Genomic DNA, 26,403 nt, shown 5'->3' with positions numbered 1-26,403 from the left:
CCCCCGATCCGTGAGGCGGGCGGTCGGGCGCCGATCAGAAGGTCAAGGTCTTCACGCCCTGTGCCGTGCCCAGCAGGCACACGCTTGCCTTGTTGCGGGCGAAGACGCCGACGGTGACCACGCCGGGCCATTGGCTGACCTCGGCCTCGAAGGCGGCGGGATCGGTGATCCGCAGGCCCTTGACGTCCAGGATGCGGCAGCTGTTGTCGGTCACGCAGTCCTGGCGCAGCACCGGCTCGGCGCCCATCGCGCGGAAGCGGCGCGCGATCTGCGCGGCGGCCATCGGGATCACCTCGACCGGCAGCGGGAACGCGCCCAGCACGTCGACCAGCTTGCTCTCATCGGCGATGCAGACGAAGGTCTGGGCCAGGTCGGCCACGATCTTCTCGCGCGTCAGCGCCGCGCCGCCGCCCTTGACCATGTGGCCCTGGCGGTCGATCTCGTCGGCGCCGTCGATGTAGACCTGCAGCGACTCGACCTCCGACGCGTCCAGCACCGGAATGCCCAGCGCCTTCATGCGCTCGGTGCTGCGCACCGAGCTGGACACCGCGCCGGCGATGCGCACGCCGCTGGCGGCCAGCGCGTCGATGAACTTGTCCACCGTCGAGCCGGTGCCCACGCCCACCACCGTGTCCGGCGTCACGTACTGCAATGCGGCCTGGCCGACCAGGGTCTTCAATTCGTCTTGGGTCATGGAGGGGCGAGCGACGGCTCGTCGTAGAGGGCCGGAAAACTGGCGGGAGAGGAAAGGCGGGATTATCTCCGCCGCTCAGGCGGGCGACGACCGCAGCCCGTACACCTTCCCGCCGACGAACAGGTACTCCGCCCGCAGCACCGCCGCGCCCTGCTCGCCCGGGGCGGCGAAGCCGATCACCGACACCTGGGTGCCAGGCCTGATCTCTTCGACCTGCCAGGCCTCCAGCCGCGTCAGCGGCGCCAGCTCGACCTCCCAGCGCCGGTCGCGCCGCGTCGGCACCTGCGTCTTCGCGAGCAGGGCCTCGCCGTCGACGGCGGTCGTCTGCTTGGGCAGGACCCGCTGCTTCAGGTCGGCCGGCAGCACGAGCCGCTCCGGCACCTCCAGATCCAGCTCCACATGCGGATTGCGCCAGGTCACCCTGGCCGCGCGGCCCTCCAGGTACAGCGGGCGGTCCTGGTCGAAGCCGCTCCACCCATGGTGGGCGCGGACGGCGGCGGGCATCAGGGGCGCGGCCGCGAGCGCGGCCAGCAACAGACGACGTTCCATCGAAGCCTCCTTGAAGGGCGTGAAGGACCTGAAGGACGCGCTGGCGGGAAGGACGTCAGACGAAGGCGATCCAGCGCCCGCAGATGATGACAGCGACCCAAATCCCCAACGACAGCAGGCATTGCCAGCGGCCCAGGCGGTCCTGCGCCCGCACGCCGCCGCGCCAGTGGAACCAGGCCGCGTTCAGGCCCGCCACAGCGATCAGCGCGAGCTTCACCCGCAGCGCCGGATTGACCCACAGCTCCTGCGGCTGGGTCGCGAACATGGCTGCGCCGGAGACGGCGCACAGCGCGAAGCCCGCCAGCGCCGTGGGAATCGCCAGTCGCGCCAGCGCGCCGGGATCGAGCTCGCGACGCGCGCCCAGCGCGCGCAGTTCAAAGACGAGCAGGCCGCCGAACAGCGCGCCCAGCCCGATCAAGTGCACGACCGAGAACGCGGGGTAGGCCCAGGGATGGGCCGCCAACGCCGTCAGCGTGTCCCACACGGCTCGGCACGCCGCTCACGCGCCTTGGCGGTCGCGGCGCTGGCGCACCGCGGCGGCCAGCGAGCGCAGCAGCGGCTCGGTCTGGCTCCAGCCCAGGCAGGCATCGGTGATGGACACGCCCGGCAGCAGGTCCGCCTTGGTCTGGCCCGCGAGCAGGTCCTGGCGGCCCGGCTGCAGGTGCGATTCGATCATCACGCCGGTGATGCGCGCGTCGCCACCGGCGATCTGCGCGCCGACATCCTGGCCGACGTCGATCTGGCGCTCGTACTTCTTCGACGAATTGGCGTGCGAGAAATCGATCATCAGCTGCTCGCGCAGGCCCGCCGCCTTCAGCACCTCGGCCGCCGCCTGCACCGAGGCCGCGTCGTAGTTCGGCGCCTTGCCGCCGCGCAGGATCAGGTGGCAGTCGTCGTTGCCGCGGGTCTCGAAGATCGCGGCCAGGCCCATCTTGGTCATGCCCATGAAGGCGTGACTGGCGCGCGCGGCCAGCACCGCGTCGGCGGCGATCTTCACCGAGCCGTCGGTGCCGTTCTTGAAGCCCACCGGGCAGGACAGGCCGGAGGCGAGCTGGCGGTGGCTCTGGCTCTCGGTGGTGCGCGCGCCGATCGCGCCCCAGGCGATCAGGTCCGAGATGTACTGCGGCGACAGCAGGTCCAGGAACTCGGTGCCCGCCGGCAGGCCCAGCGCGGTCACGTCCAGCAGCAGCTGGCGGGCCAGACGCAGACCCTCGTTCATGTGGAAGCTGCCGTCCAGGTGCGGGTCGTTGATGTAGCCCTTCCAGCCCACCGTCGTGCGCGGCTTCTCGAAGTAGACCCGCATCACGACCAGCAGGTCCTGCTTCAGTTCCTCGCGCAGGTCCTTGAGCAGGCGGGCGTAGTCCATCGCCTGGCCGTGGTCGTGGATCGAGCAGGGCCCCACCACGCACAGCAGCCGGTCGTCCCGGCCGTGCAGCACGTCGCTGATCTCGCGCCGCGCCGTCTCGACGACCTCGAGCGAGGCCTCGGGCAGCGGCAGCTCGTCCAGCAGCAGCGCCGGCGAGATCAGCGGGCGGACCGCGTCGATGCGGGTGTCGTCGGTGCGGGTGGCGTCGCGGGTGGCGTCGGCGGAGCCGACTTCGCGGTCGTGCTGCGGATGGTCGAGGTGCTTCATGGCGGCGGCGCGTGCCCTCTCGGACACGGAAACGCGAAAAAGGAAGCGGCGATTATCCGCCGCCGCGCAATCCCGGACATCAACCGCCCCGCTTCATCGACGCCAGCCCCACCGCCGCGGCCGCGACGACGAAACCGGCCAGCGACAGCGCGCCCAGGTGCTCGTCCAGCAGCGCCACGCCCATCAGCGCCGAGACGCCGGGGATCAGGTAGAACAGCCGCGCCACCGCCGCCGCCTGACCGCGCCGGATCATCACGAACATCAGGCTGAAGGCGCCGATCGAGTTGACCAGGCCCAGCCACAGCGTCGCGCCGATCAGCTCGGCGCTCCAGTCCGCCACGCCGGGCTCGCGCCACAGCGCCAGGGCCGTCACCGCGAGCGCCGAGACCGTCATCTGGATGCCGCTGCCGGTGCGCAGGTCCATGCCGGCGCAAAAGCGCTTCTGGTACAGCGTGCCGGCCACCAGCCCCACCAGGCCGAGCAACCCGGCGCCATAGGCCTGCCAGGCGCCACCGCCCAGGGGGCGGTCCGCGATGACCAGCGCCACGCCCGCCAGGCCGCCCAACATGCCCAGCCACTGGCGCGCGCTCAGGCGCTCGGCCAGCCACAGGTGCGCGCCCAGCGCGGTGGCCAGCGGCATCAGGCCGATCAGCAGCGCGGCCACGCCGGTGGGCAGCCCCCAGGCGATCGCGCAGTAGACGCCGGAGAAGTGCAGCACCTGCATCAACAAGCCGACCACGCCGAGGTGGATCCAGGCCCGCGGCGTCTTCGGCCACGGCGCGCCGGTCGCCGCCGACACGCCGAGCAGCACCACCGCGGCCAGCCCGAAGCGCAGCGCGAGCAGGGTGAACGGACCGGCGTGCGGCAGCGCCAGCTTGCCGGCGAGGTAGCCGGTGCTCCACAGCAGGATGAAGAGCGCCGGCAGGCTCAGCGCGACCAGCGCGCCGAGCCGATCCGCGCCCGCGGTCGACGGGGTCGGCAGAGCGCCGTGGGTGGCAGTCGTCATGGCCAGTTCCTTTCCGAAGATCAATGGACGCACTCTAGAAACGCGCCGCTTCGGACACAATCCGCTCTACTTTCGTTTTAGAGTTTCCAGATCGAGAACAATCGGAGACCGCCATGGGACGCCTGGAAGACCTGCAGGCCTTTGCCCGCGTTGTCGACGCGCGCAGCTTCTCGGGGGCGGCCAAGCTGCTGGGCGCGACCAAGTCCGCCGTCAGCAAGCAGGTCGCGCGACTGGAGCAGCAGCTGGGCACCCGGCTGCTGCATCGGACCACCCGCAGCATCAGCCCCACCGCCGAGGGACGCGGCGTGTACGAGCGCGCGCTGCGGTTGCTCGAGGAGGCGCAGGCGCTGGATGCCGAGCTCGCCGGCCAGCGCGAGCAGCCCCTCGGCGTGCTGCGCCTGAGCACGTCCACCGCGTTCGGCAACCTGCAATTCACTGCGCTGCTCACCGAGTTCTGCGCTCGCCATCCGCAGTTGCAGGTGGTGCTGGGGCTCAACGACCGCTACGTCGACCTGGCCGAGGAAGGTTTCGATCTGGTGCTGCGGCTCACCGGTCGGCCGAGCCCGGGCCTGGTCGCACGCAAGCTGGCGGACATCCGTTTCGTGCTGTGCGCATCGCCGGCCTACCTCGCGGCGCAGGGCACGCCGACCTCGGTCGCCGAGCTGGCCGACCACCGCTGCCTGCGCTTCGGCTACCTGCACGCGCCGGAGCGCTGGCGCTTCCGCCATCCGGAGCGGGGCGAGGCCGAGGTCGAGATCTCCGGCGCGCTGCGCTTCGAGAGCGGCCTGACCGCCAACAGCAGCGAATCGCTGCGCGTGGCCGCGCTCGCCGGCATGGGCCTGGCGGTGCTGCCGACCTACGCCATCGGCCGCGACCTGCGCGCCGGCCGCCTCACCGCCCTGCTCCCCGACTGGACGCCGCTGGGCGGACCGGCCGAGGCGGACACGCTCTACGCGGTCTATCTGCCCAGCCGCTTCCCGAGTCCCAAGGTCCGGGCGCTGATCGATTTCTGTGTCGAGCGATGGGGGGACGTGCCGCCCTGGGATCGCCCCGACCACCCGCCGGACGCCCCGTGAAACCGGCTCGGGCGGCGTGCCCGTCCGGGCCCGGGCCCGTTGGAGCTAGGGCGAGTCCCCCATCACCGTTCGCACGCGGAGCCTAGGCGCGGCCGGCCCGGCAAGGGCGCGATGAGACAATGCCGCCCCATCATGGCCCTCATCCCCTACGGCTTCGCCCGTCCCTTCCTGTTCGGCCTGGATCCCGAACACGCGCACGAACTGACCCTGGGCAGCATCGCCCGACTCCAGAACACGCCCGCCCAGTGCACCTGGGCGCAGGCGCGGGTCGCCGATCCGGTGACCGTCGCCGGCCTGAAGTTCCCCAATCGCATCGGTCTGGCCGCCGGCCTGGACAAGAACGGCCGCTGCATCGACGGCCTGGGCGCGATGGGCTTCGGCTTCATCGAGGTGGGCACCGTCACGCCCAAGGCGCAGCCGGGCAACGACAAGCCGCGCATGTTCCGCCTGCCGGCCAGGCAGGCGCTGATCAATCGCCTGGGCTTCAACAACGAGGGACTGGACGCCTTCATCGCCAACGTGAAGCGCTCGCACAGCTTCCGCCACCACGGCGGGCTGCTGGGCCTGAACATCGGCAAGAACGCGGTCACGCCGATCGAGCGCGCCGTCGACGACTACCTGATCGGCCTGGAAGGCGTGTTCCCGCACGCGGACTACATCACCGTCAACATCTCCAGCCCCAACACCAAGAACCTGCGCCAGCTGCAGAGCGACGAGGCCCTGGATGCGCTGCTCGGCCCGCTGCAGGCGCGCCGGCTGGCGCTGCAGGACGCGAGCGGCCGGCAGGTGCCGCTGTTCGTGAAGATCGCGCCCGACCTGGACGAGGACCAGGTGGCGGTGATCGCCGCGAGCCTGAAGCGCCATGGCATCGATGGCGTGATCGCGACCAACACGACGATCGCCCGCGATGCGGTGCAGGGCCTGCCGCATGCCGGCGAAACCGGCGGCCTGTCGGGCGCGCCGGTCTTCGAGGCCAGCAATCGCGTCATCCGCCTGCTGCGCGCGGCGCTGGGCAGCGGTTATCCCATCATCGGCGTGGGCGGCGTGCTCAGCGGCGAGGACGCACGCGCCAAGCTGCAGGCCGGCGCCGACCTGGTCCAGCTCTACACCGGCCTGATCTACAAGGGCCCGGCCCTGGTGCCGGAATGCGCCCGGGCGATGGCGCGGCTCTGACGCCGCCCCGCCTCCCGCACGACCGAAGCGCTCCCTAGGGAGCGCTTCTTTTTTTGCGCCCGTCCCACAAAAACCTGCTATCGCAAATGCGAATTACATGCATCTTGGTCATTGACAAGACGATAATGCCTCGCATTTGCAACAGCGCCTCATGCCCTCGGCCGCCATGACCGACCTCGCTCCCAGGCCCTCCCGCGCGCCGGGCCGGCTCCCGCCGCTGGCGCTGCTGTCGCGCATCGGCGCGGCAGTGCTCGGCGGCTATGCGTTCTGCTGGGGCTTCATCGCCGTCGTCCATGCCGGGCTGTATGGCCTGGGCATGCCCTTCCACGACGCCGAACACCTGGCCGCGATCCTCGGGGTGCTGCTCTACCTGGTGGTCTTCCTGTGGTCCTTCGCGGCGCGGCGTGTCGGCCGGTGCTGGGCGGTGCTGCTGGCGGGCGGCGGGCTGATGACCGGGGCGGCGGCGCTGATCCAGCGCGCGCTGCTCGCCTGACACAAGGAGCGACCCGTGTTCCAGAACTTCCGGCTCTCGATGGCCTGGCTGCACACCTGGTTCGGCCTGGTGCTGGGCTTCGTGCTGATGGTGGTGTTCTTCTTCGGCTCGCTGTCGGTCTTCGACCGCGAGATCGACCGCTGGGCGATCCCCTCGTCGCGTTTCGCGCCGCAGCCGATGCCGTCCTTCGACACCATCCTCAAGCCCGCCTTCGAGCGCATGCAGCCGGACAAGGACGCGATCGCGCTGCTCGACGGCCGCGTCGACGGGCCGCTGCCCGAGCGCTTCGAGGTCGTGCGCAACTGGGGCGCCTACACGACGCACCGCGATCCGGTGGTGTCGGTGTTCGCCGGCTTCGAGGTGCCGCGCGCGAAGGACCCGGACGAGACCGTCTTCGCCAGCCACGCGCTGGACCCGCGCACCGGCGCCGTGCTGCCGCAGGGGCAGTTGCGCGTGGGCAGCGAGTTCTTCTATCCGCTGCATTACAGCCTGCACCTGAAATGGAAGGACCTGGGCACCTGGATCGTCGGCTTCTCGGCCTTGATGATGCTGGCCGCGCTGGTCAGCGGCGTTGTGATGCACCGCAAGATCTTCCGGGAGTTCTTCACCTTCCGCCGCCACAAGACCGTGCAGCGCAGCGTGCTGGACCTGCACAACCTGACCGGCGTGGTCGCCCTGCCCTTCCATTTCTTCTTCGCGTTCACCGGGCTGGTGATCTTCGCGGGCATCTACTTCCCGGTCGCCCACACGCAGCTGCATGAGTTGCACGAGCTGCACGAGCGCGTCGAGGCGCGCGAGACCGGCCTGCCGCACGAACGCGCCGGCGTGACCGCGCCGATGGCCTCGGTGGACGCGATGGTGGCGCAGGCGCAGCAGCGCTGGCAGGCCAAGGGCATGGCCGGCGACGTCGGTTTCGTCTACGTCAGCCACGTGGGCGACGCCAACGCCTACGTCAGCGTCTATCGCGCCGGCACCGACCGCGTCGCGCTGACCGGCGAAGGCGTCCACTTCAAGGCGACCACCGGCGAGCTGCTGCGCGAGGACCCGCCGCGCAGCGCGGTGGACAGCGTCAACGAGTTCCTGACCGGGCTGCACCTGCAGCACTTCCGTCACTGGCTGCTGCGCTGGCTGTATGTGCTGGGCGGGCTGCTGGGCTGCGTCTGCATCGCCACCGGCTTCCTGTTCTTCGTCGAGAAGCGCAAGCAGCAGCATGCGAAGGCGGGCAGCGCGGGCAGCCGCGTGGTCGACGCGCTGGCGGTCACCACGGTCACCGGCATGCTGGTGGCGACGATGGCGATGCTGGTGGCCAACCGGCTGCTGCCGGAGTCGCTCGCCGACAAGGGCGACTGGGAGCGCACGGTGTTCTGGAGCGCCTGGGGCCTGGCGATGCTGCACGCCTTCGCCCGTGGCGGCGCGCTCGCGCGCGCGCGGATGAACCCGGCCTGGCGCGAGCAGTGCGGCCTGATCGCCGCCGGCGCGGTGACGGCGGTCGTCGCCAACGCGGTCACCACCGGCGACCACCTGGGACGCACCCTCGCGGCCGGCTACTGGCCGGTGGCGGGCGTCGACCTCAGCCTGCTGGCGACCGCCGCCGTGGCGATCCTCGCGGCCGGCCGGCTCGGTCGGCGGGCGAAGGCCACGGCGACCGGCCACTCGCCCGCCGTGCTGGCGACCGCGGAGGCGCGCCATGGTTGAACCGACCTGGCTGCTCACCGGTGCCGCGGTCAGCGCCGTGCTCGGCTTCGGCTGGCTGGCGCTGGCGATGGACACGCATTGGGAACAGGTCCATGGCGATGCCGCCCCGCCGCCGTCGCTGGCGCGCGCACTGCGCGTGGCGGGCGCGCTGGCGCTTGCCGCGTCGCTGGGGCTGTGCCTCGGGGCGGACCATCCGACGATGGCGGTGCTCGTGTGGCTGATGCTGCTGGCCGGCGGCGCGGTAGCGATCGCGGCTACCCTGTCGTGGCGGCCGCGCTGGCTGCGAGGGCTGTGGCCGCGCCGCGTCGCGGCGCAATGAATTTGCGCCGCCCCAATGAAAAAAGCACCGCGCCGGGAGGGCGCGATGCTTCGCAGAGGACGCCGCGTCCGATGACGCGGCGGGGCGCTCAGGCGCGACGGCGGCGGGCGGCGACGCCCAGGACGCCGATGCCGGCCAGCATCAGCGCGTAGGTGGCCGGTTCCGGCACCGCGGCCGCGACGGCATTGACCGTCGTCGACAGCACGGCGATGTTGCCGAAGCCGCTGCCGCCCAGCGAGCCGCTGGCGATCAGCTGGTAGGTGCCCGCGGCCAGGTTGGCATAGCGAAAGCCGCCCGCGCTGGCATCCAGGTCGCTCACCGCCAGGCCGCTGCCGTTCAGGCCCGCGAAGCTGAAGGTCACCGACTGCAGCGGCAACGTAAAGCCGCTGCCGAAGTCGATCGAGGTCGCGGCGAACACCGAGCCCGTCACGTCCGACGCTTGCGTCAGGGTGAAGCTGCCCAGGACCACGTCCGAGAAACTGCCGTTGGTCGGCGTGACGAACACCGGATCCAGCGTCGACGCGGCGGCGGCGCCACCGATCAGGGCCGCGGCCAGCGCCACGGCGAGAGACTTGAACTTCATGCGGCTCCCATCCCGAGAAAACGAGTTGATTCGTGAGGAAGTTTGCACTGCAGCATGCGTTCGTGTCTTGCACAAACCCGCGACTTTTGTTGCGGTGCGTCACAGCCGTAAGAAACAGGGGACACGCTTGTCCCCTGCGTGCCTGAATCGGGCACGCCAGCGTGCGTCGCCGGCGCCCCGACCGGCGCTCAGGCCGCCGTCACCCGCATTGGCTTCTGCATCAGGTCACAGGCCTTGCCCTTCTTGGCGCGCTTGCCGGCGTAACCGGCCAGGGCCATGCCCTTCAGCGGTTCCTCCTTGGCCTTGCCGCCGCGCGCCGTCCCGCTGACCAGGAGCTGGTTGGTGAAGGCCGCGACGCTCACCAGCGCGTCCTTGGCGTCCAGGTCGATCAGCGTCAGGCCGCGGCCGCCCTTGGGCTGGTGCTTGAGCTCGTCGATCGCGAAGGTCAGCAGCCGCCCCGCCATCGAGAGGCAGGCCACCTGCACCCCGGCGACTTCGCCGGCCGGCACCACCGCCGGCGGCAGCGGCCGCTCCTCGCCTTCCAGGCTCAGGAAGCCCTTGCCGGCCTTCTGGCGGCCGACCAGGTCGCCGACCTCGGCCACCAGGCCGAAGCCGCCGGTGCCCGCGAGCAGCAGCTTCTGCGTCGCCGCGCCGGCGAAGTAATGGGCGATCTGGCTGCCGGATTCCAGCTCGATCAGCGTCGTGATCGGCTGGCCGTCGCCGCGGCCGCCCGGAAGCGCCGAGACCGGCACCGAATAGGCCCGGCCATTGCTGCCCAGCACCACCAGCGGATCGACGCTGCGGCACGGGAACACGCCGTAAAGCGAGTCGCCCGACTTGAAGGCCAGCGCCGCCGGATCGACCTCATGGCCCTTGAGCGCGCGCACCCAGCCCTTCAGGCTGACGACGACCGTCACCGGCTCATCGACGATGCGCACCTCGGCCACGGCGCGCTTGTCCTCCTGGATCAGCGTGCGGCGCTCGTCGCCGTACTGCTTGGCGTCCGACTCGATCTCCTTGACCACCGTGCGGCGCAGCACCGACGGGTTGGACAAGATTTCCTCGAGCTTGCCGGCCTCCTCGCGCAGGCCCTTGAGTTCCTGCTCGATCTTGATGAACTCCAGGCGCGCGAGCTGGCGCAGCCGGATCTCGAGGATGTCGTCGGCCTGGCGCTCGCTGAGCTTGAAGCGCTCGATCAGCGCCGGCTTGGGCTCGTCGGAGTGACGGATCAGCGCGATGACCTCGTCGATGTGCAGCAGGATCTCGTGGCGGCCTTCCAGGATGTGGATGCGGTCGCGGACCTTGTCCAGGCGGTGCTGCGTGCGGCGCGTCACCGTGTTGAGACGGAAGCCGATCCACTCGGTCAGGATCTTGCGCAGCGTCTTCTGCACCGGGCGGCCGTCGTCGCCGACCATGGTCAGGTTCAGCGGCGCCGAGGTCTCCAGGCTGGTGTGCGCCAGCAACGTGTTGATCAGGTCCTGCTGCTCGATGGTGCGGCTCTTGGGCTCCAGCACCAGGCGCACCGGCGCGTCCTTGTTGGATTCGTCGCGGGCCTTGTCCAGCACCGCCAGCACCGAGGCCTTGAGCTGCAGCTGCTCCGGCGTGACCGTCTTCTTGCCGGTCTTGACCTTGGGGTTGGTCAGCTCCTCGATCTCCTCGAGCACCTTGGCCGTGCTGACGCCCTGCGGCAGCTCGGTCACGACCAGTTGCCACTGGCCGCGCGCGAGGTCTTCGATCTTCCAGCGCGCGCGCAGCTTCAGGCTGCCGCGGCCGGTGTTGTAGGCGGCGCGGATCTCCTCGGCCGAGCTGATCAGTTGGCCGCCGCCCGGGTAGTCGGGGCCCTGGATCGCGGCGTAGAGCTCGTCGTCGCCGGCGTCCGGGCGCTTGAGCAGCAGCACCGCTGCTTCCGCCACCTCGCGCAGGTTGTGGCTGGGCACTTCGGTGGCCATGCCCACCGCGATGCCCGACGCGCCGTTCAGCAGCACGAAGGGCAGGCGCGCCGGCAGCTCGCGCGGCTCGTTCTCGGAGCCGTCGTAGTTGGGCTGGAAATCGACCGTGCCCTGGTCGAGCTCGTCCAGCAGCAGCCGCGAGTAGATCGACAGCCGGGCTTCCGTGTAGCGCATGGCCGCGGCGTTGTCGCCGTCGCGGCTGCCGAAGTTGCCCTGCCCGTCCACCAGCGGATAGCGCTGGCTGAAGTCCTGGGCCATGCGCACCATCGCGTCGTAGGCGGCCTGGTCGCCGTGCGGGTGGTACTTGCCCAGCACCTCGCCGACCACGCGGGCGCTCTTGACCGCCTTGGCGCCGGTGGCGCCGGCGAAGCCCAGGCCCAGCCGCTCCATCGTGTAGAGGATGCGGCGCTGCACCGGCTTCTGGCCGTCGCTGTAGGTGGGCAGCGCCCGGCCCTTCACCACCGACAGCGCGTATTCCAGGTAGGCCTGCTGCGCGTACTGCGCCAGCGTCAGCGCGTCGCCCGACGGCGCCTGTCCGCCACCCGGCTGGCCCGGCGTCTCGAAATCAAAGGTCTCTTGCGTCATCTCTCTCATGCCGGCCTGCGCCGGTCGTTCGAATCTTCTTGGGAAATCTTCGGTCGCCGCGCCCGCTCACTCGAGCGGCGTGGCGACCATCGTCAGTTGCCGGGCCCGGGCGCCGAGGCTGCGCTGCAGCAGCGCCCAGTACAGCTCCAGCACCAGGTGCACATGGGCCTGGGTCTCGTCGATGTCGGGCATCTGCCCGCCGGCCCGCCGCACCGCGCCTTCCCCGGCGTTCCAGGCCGCCAGCGCCGCGTCCAGCCGGCCGAAGCGCCGCGTCAGGTCCGCCAGCATGCGCGCGCCGATCATCACGTTGGTCCGCGGCTCCAGCAGGTGCAGTGGCCGCCGCAGTTCCTCCGCGGTGGCGTAGCGCTGGGCCGTGGCCGGCGTGATCTGCATCAGCCCGGACGCGCCGCGCGGCGACACCGCTTCCGGCCGGAAGCCGGACTCGACCGCGATGATGGCCTTCAGCAGTTCGGCATCCACGCCGGTCGCCGCCGCGGCCTCGCGCAGGTAGGGCTGCACCGCCTTGACCTCGGGCGCGATGTCCAGCCAGGTCAGCATGCGCTGGCCGTGGTCGGTCTTGCCGGGCACGCGCTGGATGCCGCTGAGCGGCGACATCACCGGCTGGAAGCGGCCATCGACCTGCGTCGGCGCGAAGTGCGCGATGCCGTCGGCGTCCACGTAGCCCCACAGCTCCGCATGCGCCGGCGTCAGCTTGGCCGCGAAGGCCACGGCGATGCTCAGCGCCAGGCGCTTGCGCAGCCGCACGCCGCGCGTCGTGGGGCCGCGGCCGTGGCTCATGACGGCTCCAGCCCCTGCGCCACGCGCGCCTCGAACTCGCGCTTGAGCAGCGACATCACGATCAGGTCGTCGAAGCCCTCGCCCATCACGCCCTGCGCGTCGGGCAGCGGCTCGGCGCGCACGCATTCGCGCAGCCGGCCCTCCTCGACGTAGCCCTCGCTGCGATACAGCGCCTGGGCCCGCGTATTGCGGCCCTTCACATCCAGCCAGAAGCGGTGCGCGCCCAGCTGCGCGAAGGCCATCTTCTTGAGCAGCCGCACGCACACCCGCCCCACGCCCTGCCCCTTCGGACCGAGCACGATGCGCTTGAGCTCCACCGAGCGGTTGGGATTGCGACAGCCCTGCAGGATCACGAAGCCGGCGCGCTCGGCATCCAGCTCGACGATGAAATGGCGCGCGTCCGGAAAGCGGATGGCACCCTCGTGCTGCGTGCGCTCCCAGGGCGTGATGAAGGGCCGGTTGCCCGCGTCCTGCTCCACGCCGACGACGAAGTCCAGGTCGGACAGCATCGTCGGTCGCAGGGTGACGCGGTGGTCTTGCATCACGGTGCTGGCCATGTCGGCCTCAACGCCCGCCCGGCCGCCCGAAGGGCGTTGAGCGCCCCCTCGGGGGGCAGCGAACGAAGTGAGCGTGGGGGCGCATCGTCCGACGCCCGCCCGGCCGCCCGAAGGGCGTTGAGCACCCCCTCGGGGGGCAGCGAACGAAGTGAGCGTGGGGGCATAGGGTCCTCAGACGTCGACCTCGATGGCGTCGCCGTGCAGCTCCATCAGCTCGCGGCGGGCGGCCGCCTCGCCCTTGCCCATCAGCTTGTTGATGGCGCCCTCGGTGTCGGCGAAGTCCAGGTCGCCGTACTGCACCTGCAACAGGCGGCGGGTCTCGGGATTGAGCGTCGTGTCCCAGAGCTGCTCGGCGTTCATCTCGCCCAGGCCCTTGAAGCGGCTGATGCTCCAGCTGCCCTCGCGCGCGCCTTCCTTGCGCAGCTTGTCGAGGATGGCGGTCTGCTCGCCCTCGTCCAGCGCGTAGAGCTTGGCGGCCGGCTTCTTGCCGCGCGCCGGCGCGTCGACGCGGAACAGCGGCGGCCGCGCCACGTAGACATGGCCGGTGGCGATCAGCTTGGGGAAGTGGCGGAAGAACAGCGTCAGCAGCAGCACCTGGATGTGGGCGCCGTCGACGTCCGCGTCCGAGAGGATGCAGATCTTCCCGTAGCGCAGGCCGGACAGGTCCGGCTCGTCGTTCTTGCCGTGCGGGTCCACGCCGATGGCCACCGAGATGTCGTGGATCTCGTTGTTGGCGAACAGCCGGTCGCGCTCGACCTCCCAGGCGTTGAGCACCTTGCCGCGCAGCGGCAGGATGGCCTGCGTCTCCTTGTCGCGGCCCAGCTTGGCGGAGCCGCCGGCCGAGTCGCCCTCGACCAGGAACAGCTCGTTGTGCAGCAGGTCGGTGCTCTCGCAGTCGGTCAGCTTGCCGGGCAGCACGGCCACGCCGGAGCTCTTGCGCTTCTCGACCTTCTGCGCCGCGCGCTGGCGGGTCTGCGCCTGCTTGATGACGAGCTCGGCCAGCTTCTTGCCGTGCTCGACATGCTGGTTGAGCCACAGCTCCAGCGCCGGCTTGACGAAGGCCGACACCAGCCGCAGCGCGTCGCGCGAATTCAGCCGTTCCTTGGTCTGGCCCTGGAACTGCGGGTCCAGCACCTTGGCCGAGAGCACGAAGCTGGCGCGCGAGAACACGTCCTCCGCCATCAGCTTGACGCCCTTGGGCGCGAGCGCGTGCATCTCGATGAAGCCCTTGATCGCGCCGAACAGGCCGTCCTTCAGGCCCGATTCATGCGTGCCGCCGGCCACCGTCGGGATCAGGTTCACGTAGCTCTCGCGCATGACCTGGCCCTCCTCGGTGAAGGCCACGCACCAGCTCGCGCCCTCGCCCTCGGCGAAGTTCTCGCTCTCGGAGGCGGTGGCGAACTGCTCGCCCTCGAACAGCGGGATCAGCGGATCCGCCGGCAGCGACTGCATGAGGTAGTCGCGCAGGCCGCCCTTGTAGGTCCAGGTCTGCGTCTCGCCGCTCTTCTCCTGCGTCAGCGTCACGGTGACGCCGGGCATCAGCACGGCCTTGGAACGCAGCAGGTGGACCAGCTCGTTCTTCGGCAGGTCGGCGCTCTCGAAGTACTTCGCGTCCGGCCAGACGCGCACTGTCGTGCCGGTCTTGCGGTCGCCGGCCTTGAGGTCAGCCTTGCGCGTGGCCACCGGCTCGACGACGTCGCCGCCGGAGAAGGCCAGCGTCGCGACCTGCCCTTCGCGGTAGACCGTCACCTGCAGCCGCTTGGCCAGCGCGTTGGTCACCGACACGCCCACGCCGTGCAGGCCGCCGGAGAAGCTGTAGGCGCCGCCCGAGCCCTTGTCGAACTTGCCGCCGGCGTGCAGCCGGGTGAAGACGATCTCGACGACCGGCACGCCTTCCTCGGGGTGCAGCCCGTAGGGGATGCCGCGGCCGTCGTCCTCGATCGTGATCGAGCCGTCGGTGTGCTGGGTGACGGCGATGCGCTTGCCGTGACCGGCCAGGGCCTCGTCCGCCGCGTTGTCGATGACCTCCTGGATGATGTGCAGGGGGTTGTCGGTGCGGGTGTACATGCCCGGACGCTGCTTGACGGGCTCCAGTCCCTTGAGGACGCGGATCGAGCCTTCGCCGTAGCTGCCCGGTGGGTTGACTGCTTTGGTTGCCATGGGGCGGGATTCTATGCAGCGTCGGTGACGCTCCCTGACGCCGGATGGCAGGGGTCGCTCCCATGGGGGTTTCCCCTCGGAAGCGGGGCCTGCGCTGCAAGGCCGCGCGCATGCCGCACGGCGGGTGCGCGGCGGCACGTCCGGTTACCGATCGGACGCCGGCGAGCGGGAGGCGCTGTCGTAGCATCCGCCGCTTCCCGGCTTGTCGGGCCCCGCTACCGGGGGTCCGCCGCACTCCCCCACCGTCGCCCTCCCCGGTTTCATGCCCGCCCCGTCCCGCCCCCTCCACGCCGTCCGCCCCGTGCGGGCCTTGCTGGCGCCGCTCGCCGTGGCCCTGAGCGCGCTGCTCGCGGGAGGGCCGGCCCGGGCGGAGGACTTCAAGGCCAGTCCCGAGATGGCGATGGAACTGCGCCACGCGCGCTGGTTCGACGGCGAGAAGCTGCAGAGCGGGACCCTCTATGTCGAGGACGGCCGCTTCGTCGAGAAGCGCCCGCGCAAGGTCAACCGGCTGCTGGAGCTGCGCGGCCAGACGCTGGTCGCGCCGCTCGCCGACGCCCACAACCACAACCTGCAGGGCGCCTGGGGCCTGGACAAGTTCGGCCAGGATTACCTGCGCGACGGCGTGTTCTACGCCGCGATGCTGTGCGCCGATCCGGCCGCGATCGATCCGATCCGCGCCCGGATCTCGCAGCCGGAAACGCCGGACGTGCTCTTCGCCACCGCCTGCATCACCTCGTCGGACGGCCAGCCGCTGGCGATGCTGCAGTCGGGCACGCCGCCGATGACGCTGGACCAGATCGTCGACAAGGCGGTGCTGGTGATGGACTCGCCCGACGACGTGGCCAGGAAGTGGCCGCTGATCGCCGGCCGCCACAGCGACCTGGTGAAGGTCATCATGAGTTACCACGACCGCCCCGAGCTGCGCCAGCAGCCCGAGTTGCGCGGCCGGCTGGGCGTGACGCCCGAGGTCGTGGCCGAGGTCGTGCGCCGCGCCCATGCCGAGCAGCGCCGCGTCGTGGTCCACATCGAGAGCGTCGCCGACTTCGCCGCGGCGGTGCGCGCCGGCGCCGACTTCATCGCCGAGCTGCCGGGCTACTTCCCCCAGCACGGCGAGGCGCCGGAGACCCACCTGATCCCGCCCGAGGTCGCCGCGCTGGCCGCCGAGAAGCAGGTCGGCATCGTCACCGCCACCGTCGCGACGCGGCTGTTCCAGCCGGCGCCGGAGCTGCTGGCGCGGATCGAGGCGGTCCAGAAGCAGAACCTGGAACGCCTGAAGGCGGCCGGCGCGCGGCTGCTGGTCGGCTCGGACCTGTTCACCGGCAATGCGCTCAACGAGCTGCACCACCTGGACCAGCTGGGCGTGCTCGACAAGGCCGCGCTGCTGCGTCTGGCCACCGTCGACACGCCGCGGGCGCTGTTCCCGCAGCGCAAGCTCGGCTGCTTCCAGCCCGGCTGCGAGGCCAGCTTCCTGGTGCTGATCGGCAATCCGCTCGAGGACCTGGACGCGCTGGACAAGCCGCTGCTGCGCATCAAGCAGGGCCGCGTGCTGACCCAGCTGGACGACGTGGCCGCCACCGCCGGCGAGGAGAACAACGCCCTCAACGCGGCCCCCGGCAAGAAGAAGGCGACCGGCAAGAAGGCCGGCACCCGCAGCACGAAGAAGTCGACCCCGGCCAAGGGCAAGGCCAAACCGGCCTCGGGCAAGTCGGGCTGAGCGCGACCGACCAGCCCGCCCCTTCATCGACCATGCGCGCCTGAGCGCCATCCACCCCGCCCGATCGGGCGAATCGCGCCGACCCGGCCGCCCCCCGCGGGGGATGTGCGTCATTCAGGTGTCAGCCAAGCCGACCCGAAGCCATTACATTGCCCGGATGAGCGCGATCCCGACCTCCCCCTCCTCGTCCCGCACCCTGTCGCTGCAGCAGGTGCTGATCTGCGGCGCCGCGATCGTCACGCTGTCGATGGGCATCCGCCACGGCTTCGGGCTGTGGCTGACGCCGGTGACGATGGACCGCGGCTGGACGCGCGAAGCCTTCTCGCTGGCGCTGGCCGTCCAGAACATCGCCTGGGGCGCCGCCGGACCGTTCGCCGGCATGCTGGCCGACCGCTTCGGCGCGCTGCGGGTGCTGGTCGCCGGCGCCTTCCTCTACGCGGCCGGCCTGGCGCTGATGGCCGTCTCCACGACCGCCGCCGGCTTCCTGGGCAGCGCCGGCGTGCTGATCGGGCTGGCGCAGTCGGGCACCACCTACGCGGTGGTCTACGGCGTCATCGGCCGCAACGTCGCGCCGGAGAAGCGCTCCTGGGCGATGGGCGTCGCGGCGGCGGCGGGTTCCTTCGGCCAGTTCCTGATGGTGCCGGTCGAGAACTGGCTGATCGGCTACAGCGGCTGGCAGAACGCGCTGTTCGTGCTGGCGATCGCCGCCTGCCTGATCGTGCCGCTGGCCTTCGGCCTGCGCGAGCCGGCCCGGGACGCCGCCCACGGCGCGCACCACCAGAGCATCGGCCAGGCGCTGCGCGAGGCCTTCGGCTATCGCAGCTTCCAGCTCCTGATGCTGGGTTACTTCGTCTGCGGCTTCCAGGTCGTGTTCATCGGCGTGCACATGCCCAGCTACCTGAAGGACCACGGCCTGACGCCGCAGGTCGCCACCAACGCGCTGGCGTTGATCGGGCTCTTCAATGTCTTCGGCACCTATGCGGCCGGCACGCTGGGCCAGAGACTGCCCAAGCGCTACCTGCTCTCGGCCATCTACCTGCTGCGCTCGATCGCGATCCTGATCTTCCTGAACGTGCCGCTGACGCCAGTCAGCGTCTATGTCTTCGCCGCCGTGATGGGCGTGCTGTGGCTGTCCACCGTGCCGCCGACCAACGCCATCGTGGCGCAGATCTTCGGCGTGCAGCACATGTCGATGCTGGGCGGCTTCGTGTTCTTCAGCCACCAGATCGGCTCCTTCCTGGGCGTCTGGCTGGGCGGCAAGCTCTACGACGCGACCGGCTCCTACGACGTCGTCTGGTACCTGGCGATCGCGCTGGGCGTGATGGCGATGCTGGCCAACCTGCCGGTGCGCGAGTCCGCGATCACGCGCCGCCCGGTCCCGGCCGCGGCCTGAGGCCGGCCTCCGGGAACCCCACCATGACACGGCGCGCGCTCCGTCGGATCCTCGCCGGGCTGGGCGCCGCGGCGGTGCTGGCGGCGGTCTTTCTGGCCTACACGCAGCCCTCGCTGATGCAGCAGCTGGGCGACGCGATCTGGGCCTGCTTCTGAGCGCCGGCCGCGGACGAAGCCGATGCGCACCGGCAAGGGGCCACGACAGACCGCGGACCACCGCGGCGGCGAGGCGGGCACTCGGGTTCTGGATCTGACAAGGAGAACGGAGACAACATGGTCGTGATCATCACGGGCGCCTCGGACGGCATCGGCGCCGAACTGGCGCGCCAATGGGCGCGGCGCGACGGCGCCAAGCTCTCGCTGGTGCTGGCCGCGCGCAGCGTCGACAAGCTGGAACGGGTGGCGGCGGAATGCGAGGCGCTCGGCGCCCGCACGCTGGTGCAGCGCTGCGACGTGGAGTCGCAGGAGGACTGCCAGGAGCTGGTGCGCGCCACGCTCGGCGCCTTCGGCGCGATCGACGTGCTGGTGAACAACGCCGGCATGTCGGCGCACGCGCTGTTCGACCAGGTCAAGGACCTGGCCTGGTATCAACGGCTGATGCAGATCAACCTGTGGGGCTCGGCCTGGTGCACCCAGGCGGCGCTGCCCGCGCTCAAGGCCAGCCAGGGTCGCATCGTCGCGGTCTCCAGCCTGGCCGGGCTGCTGGGCATCCCCGGTCGCACCGCCTACAGCGCCACCAAGTTCGCGATGACCGGCTTCTTCGAGGCGTTGCGCACCGAGGTCGCCGCGCACGGCGTCAGCGTCACGATCGCCTATCCCGGCGTGGTCGACACCCAGATCCGCTACCGCGGCTTCAACGCGCAGGGACAGGCCTCGGGCCTGAGCAGCCTGGACGAACGCGGCGCGATGACCGTCCAGGAATGCGCGCGGCTGATCCTCGACGGCACCCTGGCCCGCGAGCGCGACATCGTCATGACGACCAAAGGCAAGCTGGGCCGCTGGCTCAAGCTGCTGGCGCCGGCGATGGTCGACCGCATGGCGCTGAAGGCGCTGAAGAAGGAACAGCGGCCCGCATGAGCACGACGACGTTCCTCGGCAGCCCGTCGCGCCCGGCCGTGGGCGGCGGCCACGGCACGGGACTGCCCAGCGACTGGGTGCTGCGCTGGTCACAGGCCTGGCGCGACCGCGACGGCCTCACCGCGCTGGACCTGGCCTGCGGCTCGGGCCGCCACCTGCGCCTGCTGGCGGGCGACGGCGTGGCGGTCACCGGCGTCGACCGCGACACGACGGCCCTGGCGGGGCTGGCCGGACTCTCCGGTCGCGTCGAGCTGATCCAGGCCGACATCGAGCAAGGCCCCTGGCCGCTCGAGGGGCGCGTGTTCGACCTCGTGCTGGTCACCAACTACCTGTGGCGGCCGCTGCTGCCGCGCATCGTCGAGGCCGTCGCGCCCGGCGGCTGGCTGATTTACGAAACCTTTACCGACGGACAGCAGACGATCGGCCGCCCCGCGCGGCCCGAGTTCCTGCTGCGTCCGGGGGAACTGCTGGACGCGGCCAACGGCCTGCGCGTGATCGCCTACGAGGATGGCTTCATCGAGTCGGAGCCGCCCGGCCCTGCGGCCGGCGGCGTCAACGGTCGTTACGTGCAGCGCGTTGCTGCCGTTCGCGACAACCGGCCCGTCGCCAGCGCGCCCACGGCGGACGCCACGGGGGCCGCGCCTGGGGTCTACCCGCGATACCGGTTGCGCTGAGCGCGGAGCCCCGGAAGCGCCCCGGCGCTTCAGTAGAATCCGCCGATCACGAGGAATCCTCAATGAACGCAATTGTTGGCAGCATCGTCGCGTTGGTCACGCCGATGCATGAAGACGGCCGCATCGACTTCGACGGGCTGCGCAGCCTGATCGACTGGCACATCGACCAGGGCACGGACGTCATCGGCGTCGTCGGCACCACCGGCGAGTCGCCCACCGTCACGATGGAAGAGAACCGCGAGGTCATCCGCGTCGCGGTCGAGCATGTGAAGGGCCGCAAGCCGGTCCTGGCCGGCACCGGCGCCAACGCCACCGCCGAAGCCATCGAGCTGAGCCGCTTCGCCAAGCAGGTCGGAGCCGACGCCACGCTGTCGGTGGTCCCCTACTACAACAAGCCCTCCCAGGAGGGCATCTACCAGCACTTCAAGGCGATCGCGGAAGCGGTCGACATTCCGATGATGCTGTACAACGTGCCCGGCCGGACCGTGGCGGACATGGCGCCGGAAACGGCCATCCGCTGCGCGGCCCTGCCCGGCGTCTTCGGCATCAAGGAGGCCACCGGCAACATCGAGCGCGCCGCCTGGCTGATCAAGCATGCGCCCCCCGGCTTCAGCATCTATTCCGGCGACGACGGCACGGCCATCGCGCTGATGCTGATGGGCGGCCGCGGCTCGGTCAGCGTCACGGCCAACATCGCCCCCAAGGCGATGCACGAGCTGTGCATGGCCGCGATCGAGGGCCGCGTGCGCGAGGCCACCGCGCTGCATTTCCAGCTGCTGCCGCTGCACAAGCAGCTGTTCTGCGAGCCCAGCCCGGCCCCGGCCAAGTGGGCCTTGAACAAGCTGGGCCGCAGCAGCAACCATCTGCGCCTGCCGCTGACGCCGCTGACGCCGGCGGGCCAGCAACTGGTCGAAGCTGCCCTGCGCGAGGCCGGCCTGCTCTAATCACCGCCGGCCGGCGCCGCCGGCGGCTCCTTTTCCTTCAGCGGCCGCGGGCCGCAGCGACCTACCTCGGAGATCTCCAGCGTGACTCGTTCCCTTCCTGAATCCGGCGCTCCCACCCCGGTGCGCGTGGCCTGCCTGATGGCGCTGGCCTCGCTGACGGCGTGCAGCACGTTCGAGAGCATCACCACCAGCGACAAGGTCGACTACCGCACCCAGGCCAAGCAGACCACCGGCCTGGACGTGCCGCCGGACCTGACCCAGCTTCCGAAGGAAAACCGCCCGACCGGCCCGATCAGCGCCGCGCAGATGGCCGCCCAGCCGAACGCGCAGCGCCAGGCGATCGGCGCCACCGCCGGCGCCCCCGTGGCGCTGGACAAGGCGGGCAACGTCGAGTTCCATCGCCTGGGCAACGCGCGCTGGCTGCACAGCGCGCTGCCGCCGGAGCAGCTCTGGCCGCAGGTCAAGAGCTTCTGGCAGGAGCGCGGCTTCACCATCGAATCCGAGGATCAGAACGTCGGCGTCATGGAGACCAACTGGGCCGAGAACAAGGCCAAGCTGCCCCAGGACTTCATCCGCAAGGCGCTGGGCTCGCTGCTGGACTCGCTGTACTCGACCGGTGAGCGCGACAAGTACCGCACTCGCCTGGAACGCAATGAGCAGGGCGGCACCGACATCTACGTGACGCACCGCGGTCTGGTCGAGATCTACACGAACTCGCAGCGCGACGAGACCGGCTGGCAGCCCCGCCCGTCGGATCCGGAACTCGAGGCCGAAATGACCTCGCGCCTGATGCTCAAGCTCGGCGGCAAGGAAGAAGACGCCAAGACCATGGTCGCGAATGCGCAGCAGCCGGCGCCGAGCTTCGCCGAAGCGCCGCGTGGCGCCGCACCGCGCTCGCTGGCCGACGTGCCCGACCAGCTGCAGATCAACGAAGACTTCGACCGCGCCTGGCGCCGCGTCGGCCAGTCGCTGGACCGCCACGGCTTCACGATCGAGGACCGCGACCGCAAGCAAGGCCTGTTCTTCCTGCGTTATGCCGACCCGAACCAGGCCGGCAAGGAAGAGCCCAATTTCTTCCAGCGCCTGTTCGGCGCGAAGAGCGCCTCCAGCGCCGTTCGCTATCGCGTGTCGGTCAAATCGGACGGCGGCAAGTCCACCGTCCAGATCCAGGACGACAAGGGCCAGCAGCAGACCGACGAATTGGCCAAGCGCATCCTCCAGTTGCTGATGGAAGACGTCCGCTGATCTGGGCGACGGACAACCGTACATCCTCAGTTTGCGCAAAACAAAATCGCCACCCTCCGGTGGCGTTTTTCATGGGCGCGAATATCCAGTCAAATACCAGCGGGCGGGCGATGTTCGCGCCGATACCTTGCGCCATGGAGGCGCCAAAGAAAAAGCCGCATGGGCGAACCCATGCGGCTTTCTCAGGACGAGAGATCGTCTTAGTTGCTGGCGGCCGAAGCGGGAGCAGCAGCGTCCGAGGCAGCAGCCGAAGCTTCAACGGCCGGGGCCGAGGCTTCAACGGCGGGAGCCGAAGCTTCCGGAGCGGGCGTCGCCACCGGAGCGGCAGCTTCTTCCTTCTTGCCGCAAGCGGTCAGGGCAACAGCGGCCAGCAGGGAGGCCATCAGAATCGACTTTTTCATACTTGTCCTCAAGTAACTTTTAGACGAACAATCAATTACCGGTAATTAATGAAGTCGTACATGATGACCAGTACGAACTTCAGCAGACCAAGACGCGAGAAACCTCGAGCGCTTCCCTCGCCTAGCCGGCAATTATAGCCACCAGTTTGTAATCGTCTTACAACCCTAGGGTGCTGCTGGCGAACGAATCGGCAGACCGTTGCTCAATTGCGTCAAACCATTCGCGCGCCATGGCTTCTTCGCGGGCATCACGCAGCGCCAGCGACGCCCGCGCCGGCGTCCACAACTTCAAGGTCAGCAATCCGGGTGCCAGCACCACGCCTTGCGGCGTCGGGGTGCTGCGGTCGCCCAAGTCCGCCGGATCGAAGGCCCGCGCCTGCACCACATGGTCGTGCAACTGGCGCCACTGGACGAAACGCGGATGGACGCGGCGCAGCGCTTCGTAGTCGAGGGCCGCGAGCAGGCGCAGCCGGCGGTGCGGCAGCGCCCAGCGATGCAGGGCATCCAGGAGCTCCGGATCGGACAAGGGCCAGGCGGCGAAGTCGGTGTCGAGCCAGCAGAGTTCCCGCCCGCCCTGCGACGCGGCAAGCAGCAGCGCTTGCCGCAGCAATTGCCGGACTTCCTCGACGGTTTCCACGAGGCCCGGTCGGAGGTTTTCCGGGATCAGGGGTTCCTGCGACATGTCGACCTCCTCAGGAAATCAGGGTAGGCGACCATGGGGCGGCGACGATCATGCCCGTTCAACCGGGCAGGATCCAACCGTCCTCGGTCCACTGATCGAGCAGGTGGCGCGCGCCTTCGCTGAGGCGGGCCACCTCGGCCACGGACAGCGTCCGCCGATCCGCCAGACGGCGCATGAGGGTCGCGTCGCGCCCGCCGGCGCGGAAGGACTGGCCATTGATGAACACGTGCGCCGCGTCGTACATCATGCGCGTGCGCGGGCTCAACCTGGCGCCCTGCCCTGGCGGCAACGCGTCTCCCGGCTCGAAGAACACCCGCGGCTTCGGCTCCGTCAGCGCCTCGCCCAGCGCCCGCTCCAGCGCAAGCGGCTGGGCCACCGCCTTGAGCACCGCTTCGCGCGCGAAGGCGGTCAGCGCCTCGGGGATTCTTCCCGGTTCGGCGGTGGCCGCCTGGCGGGGATCGACATACATCCGGTCACCGCGCGGCGCCTCCTCGTCGTCGGTCAGGCGCACCAGCAGTTCATTCGCCAGTTCGCCTCGCCAAGGCGAGCGGAAGCCGACCGACGCCGTCATGCAGTCGCCGCCGACGGCGACGCCATCGTGCGCCCAGCCCGGCGGGAGGTAGAGCATGTCACCGGGCTCGAGCACGAAGTCCTGCTCCGGCTCGAAGTCGGCGAGCACCTTCAGCGGCACATCCTCGCGCAGCGCGCCGGAGGTCGACACGCCCAGGCGGCCGATGCGCCAATGACGACGACCGCTGACCTGGATCAGGAAGACGTCATAGGAATCGAAATGCGGCCCCACCCCGCCGCCCTCGCTGGCGTAGGAGAGCATCAGGTCATCGAGGCGGGCCTCGGGCACGAAACGGAACCGGCCGAGCAAGTCGTGCGCGGCGTCGACATGCAGGTCCAGGCCTTGCACCAGCAGCGTCCACTGCGGCTTGCTCCAGGCCGGCAGCTTGGGAATCGGTCCCTGGCGCAAGGTCCAGCGATCCCCGGGCTGCTGCGCGACCAGACGCGACTCCACCTCGTCGCTGGCGGCCAGCGCCGCCAGGCCGGCACGGTCGATGGGCGGCTGCACGCCTGGCAGGGCCTGACGCACCAGCAGCGGCTGCTTCTGCCAATGGCGCTTCATGAACTGCGCCGGGCTGAGGCCGCCGAGCAGCGGCAGTCGGGCGTCGATGTCGAGCCCCGACGAGGCGGCGGCCGGCGCCGGCGGGCGCTTCGAGGAGGACGTGGGCTTGGAAGTCATGGGCAAGGATTGTCTGAGAGAATCGCGCGATGCAAATCACTGCCCCCTGCGTCGTCTCCTTGACCTGGAGACTGGAGGACGCCCAAGGCCAATCCGTCGAGGTCCTGGACCCGGCGATGGAGTTCTTCTACGGCGGCGAGGACCTGTTCGCGAAGGTCGAGGAAGCGTTGGTCGACAAGACCACCGGCGACGAAGTCAGCGTCGCGCTCGAGCCCGAAGATGCCTTCGGCGATTACGACAGCGATCTCGTCTGCTTCGAGCCGCGCGAGGTCTTCCCCGAGAACGTCGACGTCGGCATGCAGTTCGAGGGCCTGCCCGAAGGCTCCTCGACGCCCGACATGCCCGCGGACCGCATCTACACCGTCACCGAGGTCTATCCGGAGCACGTGGTGCTCGACGGCAACCATCCGCTGGCCGGCGTCGGCTTGCGCATCCATGTGACCGTCTGCGACGTGCGCGAGGCGACTGAGGAGGAGATCGAAGCCGGCACGCTCGGCGACTCGGGCTTCTCGGTCGTCAGCGGACCGGACCCGGACGAGCCGCTCCACTGAGCCTTGCAAGCCGCCCTGCAAGCCCCGCACCGCGGGGCTTTTTACTTCTGCGCGTCAAAAGGGGCCGCAGCGCTCGAGCAGGGTCGGTCGAGTCGGCGGGGGGATCGACTCGCGTGAGCAGAGGCGGCGATAGAGATCGAACACCTTGGCTTCGAGTTCGGCCGGGCTGCTGCAGGCGCGAGCGCCGATCAGCCGGGCGCGATAGTTGTGGATCTGCTCACGCACGGCCTGCGACCAGCTCCGGGTGTGCGGCGACAGATCGAAGGTGCTGGTGCGCAGCACATGCAGCCAGCCGATCAGGACCTGCTCGGGCAGGTCGGCCAAGGCCTCCGTCAACGAGGCGGGCGGCCGCAGCCGGTTCAGGTAGAGCCGGTGAAGCATCAGCAGCCGGACGACCAGCGCCGGATCGGCCGCCGCGGCCATCGCCAGCGCGTCGTGCGGCGCGCCCAGGCGCGCCAGGCGGAACAAGCGCGCCAGGACATCCAGATCGCAGCTGGGCAGCGCCCGCGGAGACTCCTCCTGAGGCGGCCCCAGCAGGTCCCCCTGGAAGTAGCGCACACCCCGGGCCTTGAGCCGCAGGTAGTCGGCCGGTTCGGTCAGCCGATCGGCGATCAGCGCCACCCCGGCCTGGCGCGCCAGGTCCTGGATCGGCGCCCACGCATCGAGCGGCGCCAAGGACACGTCCAGCTTCAGGAACGCGACCATCGGCAGCCAGGCCAGGCGCGGGTCGTCCGGCGAAGCGATCCCCGCCAGCGCGAACTGGTAGCCGCGGGCATGCAGTTGCGCGATGCGGCGCGTGGTCGACGCCTGCACCGGCACATCGGTCGGCAGCTGGATCGCGCCGAGCGCCCCGCAGAGCACGTCGGCGACCGGACTGAGCAGGGCCGCGGCATCCATGTCCACGAACAGGCAGCCGGGCCGCCGCTGCTGGATCAAGCCGCCGTCGAGCAGCGCCCGGCTGAGCAGCAGGCTGGTGGCGCCGGGGCTCGGCGGTCGCGGGGGCCGGCGCTGCCCCTCCTTCCAGCGGAAGGCGAGTTCCAGGCCCATCGGTTCGACCGAGCCATCGATCACCGCCTGGCGGGCGAAGTGGACCTGCGGCGGCTGCGGCGCCATCAGGCGTTGGACCAGCGTGACGCCACTGCGGGAAGGACGGGAGGAAGGCATGGCCGGGGCTTCGTCGACTGGCCCGCGATTCGGGCCGGGA

27 protein-coding genes are annotated in these 26,403 nt (G+C 70.3%); 13 read left to right on the top strand and 14 right to left on the bottom strand.

Going from position 1 to position 26,403, the window contains the following annotated elements; all coding sequences use genetic code 11:
- Window positions 1–34: 34 nt before the first annotated feature.
- The 5 genes from rpiA to FHT37_RS03955 all read right to left on the bottom strand — a co-directional run bounded on the left by rpiA (window position 35) and on the right by FHT37_RS03955 (window position 3,882).
- Entirely contained in the window at window positions 35–694 is a 660-nt protein-coding gene (rpiA, locus tag FHT37_RS03975) for a ribose-5-phosphate isomerase RpiA (protein ID WP_183479004.1), read from the bottom strand.
- Window positions 695–769: 75 nt separating this feature from the next.
- Complete coding sequence (locus tag FHT37_RS03970) at window positions 770–1,243, bottom strand: DUF6152 family protein (protein ID WP_221210952.1); 474 nt, start codon at window positions 1,241–1,243, stop codon at window positions 770–772.
- 55 nt (window positions 1,244–1,298) lie between these two features.
- Complete coding sequence (locus tag FHT37_RS03965) at window positions 1,299–1,727, bottom strand: hypothetical protein (RefSeq protein WP_254783263.1); 429 nt, start codon at window positions 1,725–1,727, stop codon at window positions 1,299–1,301.
- A 15-nt stretch (window positions 1,728–1,742) separates the two neighbouring features.
- The gene (locus FHT37_RS03960; RefSeq protein ID WP_091724229.1) at window positions 1,743–2,876 is read right to left on the bottom strand and encodes a 3-deoxy-7-phosphoheptulonate synthase; all 1,134 of its coding nucleotides are present in this window, start codon (window positions 2,874–2,876) and stop codon (window positions 1,743–1,745) included.
- A 79-nt stretch (window positions 2,877–2,955) separates the two neighbouring features.
- Entirely contained in the window at window positions 2,956–3,882 is a 927-nt protein-coding gene (locus FHT37_RS03955) for a DMT family transporter (RefSeq protein ID WP_091724228.1), read from the bottom strand.
- 113 nt (window positions 3,883–3,995) lie between these two features.
- Between FHT37_RS03955 and FHT37_RS03950 the strand changes: the two genes are divergently transcribed.
- From FHT37_RS03950 to FHT37_RS03930, 5 genes are all read left to right on the top strand, one after another.
- Window positions 3,996–4,958, top strand: coding sequence for a LysR family transcriptional regulator (locus tag FHT37_RS03950; protein ID WP_183479002.1), 963 nt, complete (start codon window positions 3,996–3,998; stop codon window positions 4,956–4,958).
- Window positions 4,959–5,090: 132 nt separating this feature from the next.
- Window positions 5,091–6,131 (top strand): quinone-dependent dihydroorotate dehydrogenase, encoded by a 1,041-nt coding sequence (locus FHT37_RS03945; RefSeq protein ID WP_183479000.1) that lies wholly within the window; start codon window positions 5,091–5,093, stop codon window positions 6,129–6,131.
- Window positions 6,132–6,297: 166 nt separating this feature from the next.
- Window positions 6,298–6,624 carry an iron uptake protein gene (locus FHT37_RS03940; RefSeq protein WP_147242340.1) on the top strand — a complete coding sequence of 109 codons (327 nt, stop codon included), beginning with the start codon at window positions 6,298–6,300 and terminating at the stop codon, window positions 6,622–6,624.
- A 15-nt stretch (window positions 6,625–6,639) separates the two neighbouring features.
- Complete coding sequence (locus FHT37_RS03935) at window positions 6,640–8,319, top strand: PepSY domain-containing protein (RefSeq protein WP_183478998.1); 1,680 nt, start codon at window positions 6,640–6,642, stop codon at window positions 8,317–8,319.
- Complete coding sequence (locus FHT37_RS03930; RefSeq protein WP_183478996.1) at window positions 8,312–8,638, top strand: DUF3325 domain-containing protein; 327 nt, start codon at window positions 8,312–8,314, stop codon at window positions 8,636–8,638. The genes FHT37_RS03935 and FHT37_RS03930 overlap by 8 nt, the downstream gene beginning before the upstream one ends.
- A gap of 88 nt (window positions 8,639–8,726) precedes the next feature.
- Here the strand turns inward: FHT37_RS03930 and FHT37_RS03925 are convergent, their stop codons facing one another.
- The 5 genes from FHT37_RS03925 to parE form a co-directional block, all read right to left on the bottom strand.
- Complete coding sequence (locus FHT37_RS03925) at window positions 8,727–9,221, bottom strand: FxDxF family PEP-CTERM protein (protein WP_183478994.1); 495 nt, start codon at window positions 9,219–9,221, stop codon at window positions 8,727–8,729.
- A gap of 188 nt (window positions 9,222–9,409) precedes the next feature.
- Window positions 9,410–11,764 (bottom strand): DNA topoisomerase IV subunit A, encoded by a 2,355-nt coding sequence (parC, locus tag FHT37_RS03920; protein ID WP_175538218.1) that lies wholly within the window; start codon window positions 11,762–11,764, stop codon window positions 9,410–9,412.
- 57 nt (window positions 11,765–11,821) lie between these two features.
- Window positions 11,822–12,553, bottom strand: coding sequence for a lytic transglycosylase domain-containing protein (locus FHT37_RS03915; RefSeq protein ID WP_091724197.1), 732 nt, complete (start codon window positions 12,551–12,553; stop codon window positions 11,822–11,824).
- Entirely contained in the window at window positions 12,550–13,110 is a 561-nt protein-coding gene (locus tag FHT37_RS03910) for a GNAT family N-acetyltransferase (RefSeq protein WP_091724196.1), read from the bottom strand. Before FHT37_RS03910 ends, FHT37_RS03915 begins: the two co-directional genes overlap by 4 nt.
- A 171-nt stretch (window positions 13,111–13,281) precedes the next feature.
- Window positions 13,282–15,270 (bottom strand): DNA topoisomerase IV subunit B, encoded by a 1,989-nt coding sequence (parE, locus tag FHT37_RS03905; RefSeq protein ID WP_183478992.1) that lies wholly within the window; start codon window positions 15,268–15,270, stop codon window positions 13,282–13,284.
- Window positions 15,271–15,571: 301 nt separating this feature from the next.
- Between parE and FHT37_RS03900 the strand changes: the two genes are divergently transcribed.
- From FHT37_RS03900 to bamC, 7 genes are all read left to right on the top strand, one after another.
- Complete coding sequence (locus FHT37_RS03900; RefSeq protein ID WP_183478990.1) at window positions 15,572–16,984, top strand: amidohydrolase family protein; 1,413 nt, start codon at window positions 15,572–15,574, stop codon at window positions 16,982–16,984.
- A gap of 157 nt (window positions 16,985–17,141) precedes the next feature.
- On the top strand, window positions 17,142–18,377 hold the full coding sequence (locus tag FHT37_RS03895; protein WP_147242981.1) for an MFS transporter: 1,236 nt from the start codon (window positions 17,142–17,144) through the stop codon (window positions 18,375–18,377).
- 23 nt (window positions 18,378–18,400) lie between these two features.
- Window positions 18,401–18,532, top strand: a complete 132-nt coding sequence (locus tag FHT37_RS25260) for a hypothetical protein (protein ID WP_255489482.1) — start codon at window positions 18,401–18,403, stop codon at window positions 18,530–18,532.
- Window positions 18,533–18,649: 117 nt separating this feature from the next.
- Window positions 18,650–19,453: an SDR family oxidoreductase gene (locus FHT37_RS03890; RefSeq protein WP_183478988.1), complete on the top strand. Its 804-nt coding sequence runs from the start codon at window positions 18,650–18,652 to the stop codon at window positions 19,451–19,453.
- Window positions 19,450–20,127, top strand: a complete 678-nt coding sequence (locus FHT37_RS03885; RefSeq protein WP_183478986.1) for a bifunctional 2-polyprenyl-6-hydroxyphenol methylase/3-demethylubiquinol 3-O-methyltransferase UbiG — start codon at window positions 19,450–19,452, stop codon at window positions 20,125–20,127. The genes FHT37_RS03890 and FHT37_RS03885 overlap by 4 nt, the downstream gene beginning before the upstream one ends.
- A 62-nt stretch (window positions 20,128–20,189) precedes the next feature.
- The gene (gene dapA, locus FHT37_RS03880; protein ID WP_147242474.1) at window positions 20,190–21,071 is read left to right on the top strand and encodes a 4-hydroxy-tetrahydrodipicolinate synthase; all 882 of its coding nucleotides are present in this window, start codon (window positions 20,190–20,192) and stop codon (window positions 21,069–21,071) included.
- Window positions 21,072–21,152: 81 nt separating this feature from the next.
- Window positions 21,153–22,316 (top strand): outer membrane protein assembly factor BamC, encoded by a 1,164-nt coding sequence (gene bamC / locus FHT37_RS03875; protein ID WP_255511970.1) that lies wholly within the window; start codon window positions 21,153–21,155, stop codon window positions 22,314–22,316.
- Between the two features lie 200 nt (window positions 22,317–22,516).
- Here bamC and FHT37_RS03870 read toward each other — a convergent pair whose 3' ends face one another.
- From FHT37_RS03870 to FHT37_RS03860, 3 genes are all read right to left on the bottom strand, one after another.
- Window positions 22,517–22,717, bottom strand: a complete 201-nt coding sequence (locus tag FHT37_RS03870; RefSeq protein ID WP_091724179.1) for a hypothetical protein — start codon at window positions 22,715–22,717, stop codon at window positions 22,517–22,519.
- 157 nt (window positions 22,718–22,874) lie between these two features.
- Window positions 22,875–23,399, bottom strand: a complete 525-nt coding sequence (locus FHT37_RS03865; RefSeq protein WP_091724176.1) for a hypothetical protein — start codon at window positions 23,397–23,399, stop codon at window positions 22,875–22,877.
- A 58-nt stretch (window positions 23,400–23,457) separates the two neighbouring features.
- Window positions 23,458–24,531, bottom strand: coding sequence for a JmjC domain-containing protein (locus tag FHT37_RS03860; protein WP_255489568.1), 1,074 nt, complete (start codon window positions 24,529–24,531; stop codon window positions 23,458–23,460).
- 146 nt (window positions 24,532–24,677) lie between these two features.
- On the opposite strand from FHT37_RS03860, the gene FHT37_RS03855 reads away from it, so the two are divergent.
- On the top strand, window positions 24,678–25,199 hold the full coding sequence (locus tag FHT37_RS03855) for a peptidylprolyl isomerase (protein ID WP_091724170.1): 522 nt from the start codon (window positions 24,678–24,680) through the stop codon (window positions 25,197–25,199).
- 54 nt (window positions 25,200–25,253) lie between these two features.
- Here the strand turns inward: FHT37_RS03855 and FHT37_RS03850 are convergent, their stop codons facing one another.
- Window positions 25,254–26,363, bottom strand: a complete 1,110-nt coding sequence (locus FHT37_RS03850) for an EAL domain-containing protein (RefSeq protein WP_183478982.1) — start codon at window positions 26,361–26,363, stop codon at window positions 25,254–25,256.
- Window positions 26,364–26,403 lie beyond the last annotated feature (40 nt).

It is taken from the genome of Mitsuaria sp. BK037 (assembly GCF_014193045.1).
In the GTDB taxonomy this organism is placed as follows: domain Bacteria; phylum Pseudomonadota; class Gammaproteobacteria; order Burkholderiales; family Burkholderiaceae_C; genus Roseateles.
This window is presented reverse-complemented; position numbering and strand designations above follow the sequence as displayed.

What these genes read in the sequence shown, in the direction of transcription:
- FHT37_RS03860 (WP_255489568.1), bottom strand. Translation starts at nt 24,531, where the DNA reads ATGAAGCGCCATTGGCAGAAGCAGCCGCTGCTGGTGCGTCAGGCCCTG.
- FHT37_RS25260 (WP_255489482.1), top strand. Translation starts at nt 18,401, where the DNA reads ATGACACGGCGCGCGCTCCGTCGGATCCTCGCCGGGCTGGGCGCCGCG.
- FHT37_RS03890 (WP_183478988.1), top strand. Translation starts at nt 18,650, where the DNA reads ATGGTCGTGATCATCACGGGCGCCTCGGACGGCATCGGCGCCGAACTG.
- FHT37_RS03955 (WP_091724228.1), bottom strand. Translation starts at nt 3,882, where the DNA reads ATGACGACTGCCACCCACGGCGCTCTGCCGACCCCGTCGACCGCGGGC.
- parE (WP_183478992.1), bottom strand. Translation starts at nt 15,270, where the DNA reads ATGGCAACCAAAGCAGTCAACCCACCGGGCAGCTACGGCGAAGGCTCG.
- FHT37_RS03925 (WP_183478994.1), bottom strand. Translation starts at nt 9,221, where the DNA reads ATGAAGTTCAAGTCTCTCGCCGTGGCGCTGGCCGCGGCCCTGATCGGT.
- FHT37_RS03960 (WP_091724229.1), bottom strand. Translation starts at nt 2,876, where the DNA reads ATGAAGCACCTCGACCATCCGCAGCACGACCGCGAAGTCGGCTCCGCC.
- FHT37_RS03915 (WP_091724197.1), bottom strand. Translation starts at nt 12,553, where the DNA reads ATGAGCCACGGCCGCGGCCCCACGACGCGCGGCGTGCGGCTGCGCAAG.
- parC (WP_175538218.1), bottom strand. Translation starts at nt 11,764, where the DNA reads ATGAGAGAGATGACGCAAGAGACCTTTGATTTCGAGACGCCGGGCCAG.
- FHT37_RS03855 (WP_091724170.1), top strand. Translation starts at nt 24,678, where the DNA reads ATGCAAATCACTGCCCCCTGCGTCGTCTCCTTGACCTGGAGACTGGAG.
- FHT37_RS03885 (WP_183478986.1), top strand. Translation starts at nt 19,450, where the DNA reads ATGAGCACGACGACGTTCCTCGGCAGCCCGTCGCGCCCGGCCGTGGGC.
- FHT37_RS03895 (WP_147242981.1), top strand. Translation starts at nt 17,142, where the DNA reads ATGAGCGCGATCCCGACCTCCCCCTCCTCGTCCCGCACCCTGTCGCTG.
- FHT37_RS03945 (WP_183479000.1), top strand. Translation starts at nt 5,091, where the DNA reads ATGGCCCTCATCCCCTACGGCTTCGCCCGTCCCTTCCTGTTCGGCCTG.
- FHT37_RS03865 (WP_091724176.1), bottom strand. Translation starts at nt 23,399, where the DNA reads ATGTCGCAGGAACCCCTGATCCCGGAAAACCTCCGACCGGGCCTCGTG.
- rpiA (WP_183479004.1), bottom strand. Translation starts at nt 694, where the DNA reads ATGACCCAAGACGAATTGAAGACCCTGGTCGGCCAGGCCGCATTGCAG.
- dapA (WP_147242474.1), top strand. Translation starts at nt 20,190, where the DNA reads ATGAACGCAATTGTTGGCAGCATCGTCGCGTTGGTCACGCCGATGCAT.
- FHT37_RS03870 (WP_091724179.1), bottom strand. Translation starts at nt 22,717, where the DNA reads ATGAAAAAGTCGATTCTGATGGCCTCCCTGCTGGCCGCTGTTGCCCTG.
- FHT37_RS03940 (WP_147242340.1), top strand. Translation starts at nt 6,298, where the DNA reads ATGACCGACCTCGCTCCCAGGCCCTCCCGCGCGCCGGGCCGGCTCCCG.
- FHT37_RS03950 (WP_183479002.1), top strand. Translation starts at nt 3,996, where the DNA reads ATGGGACGCCTGGAAGACCTGCAGGCCTTTGCCCGCGTTGTCGACGCG.
- FHT37_RS03930 (WP_183478996.1), top strand. Translation starts at nt 8,312, where the DNA reads ATGGTTGAACCGACCTGGCTGCTCACCGGTGCCGCGGTCAGCGCCGTG.
- FHT37_RS03850 (WP_183478982.1), bottom strand. Translation starts at nt 26,363, where the DNA reads ATGCCTTCCTCCCGTCCTTCCCGCAGTGGCGTCACGCTGGTCCAACGC.
- FHT37_RS03970 (WP_221210952.1), bottom strand. Translation starts at nt 1,243, where the DNA reads ATGGAACGTCGTCTGTTGCTGGCCGCGCTCGCGGCCGCGCCCCTGATG.
- FHT37_RS03910 (WP_091724196.1), bottom strand. Translation starts at nt 13,110, where the DNA reads ATGGCCAGCACCGTGATGCAAGACCACCGCGTCACCCTGCGACCGACG.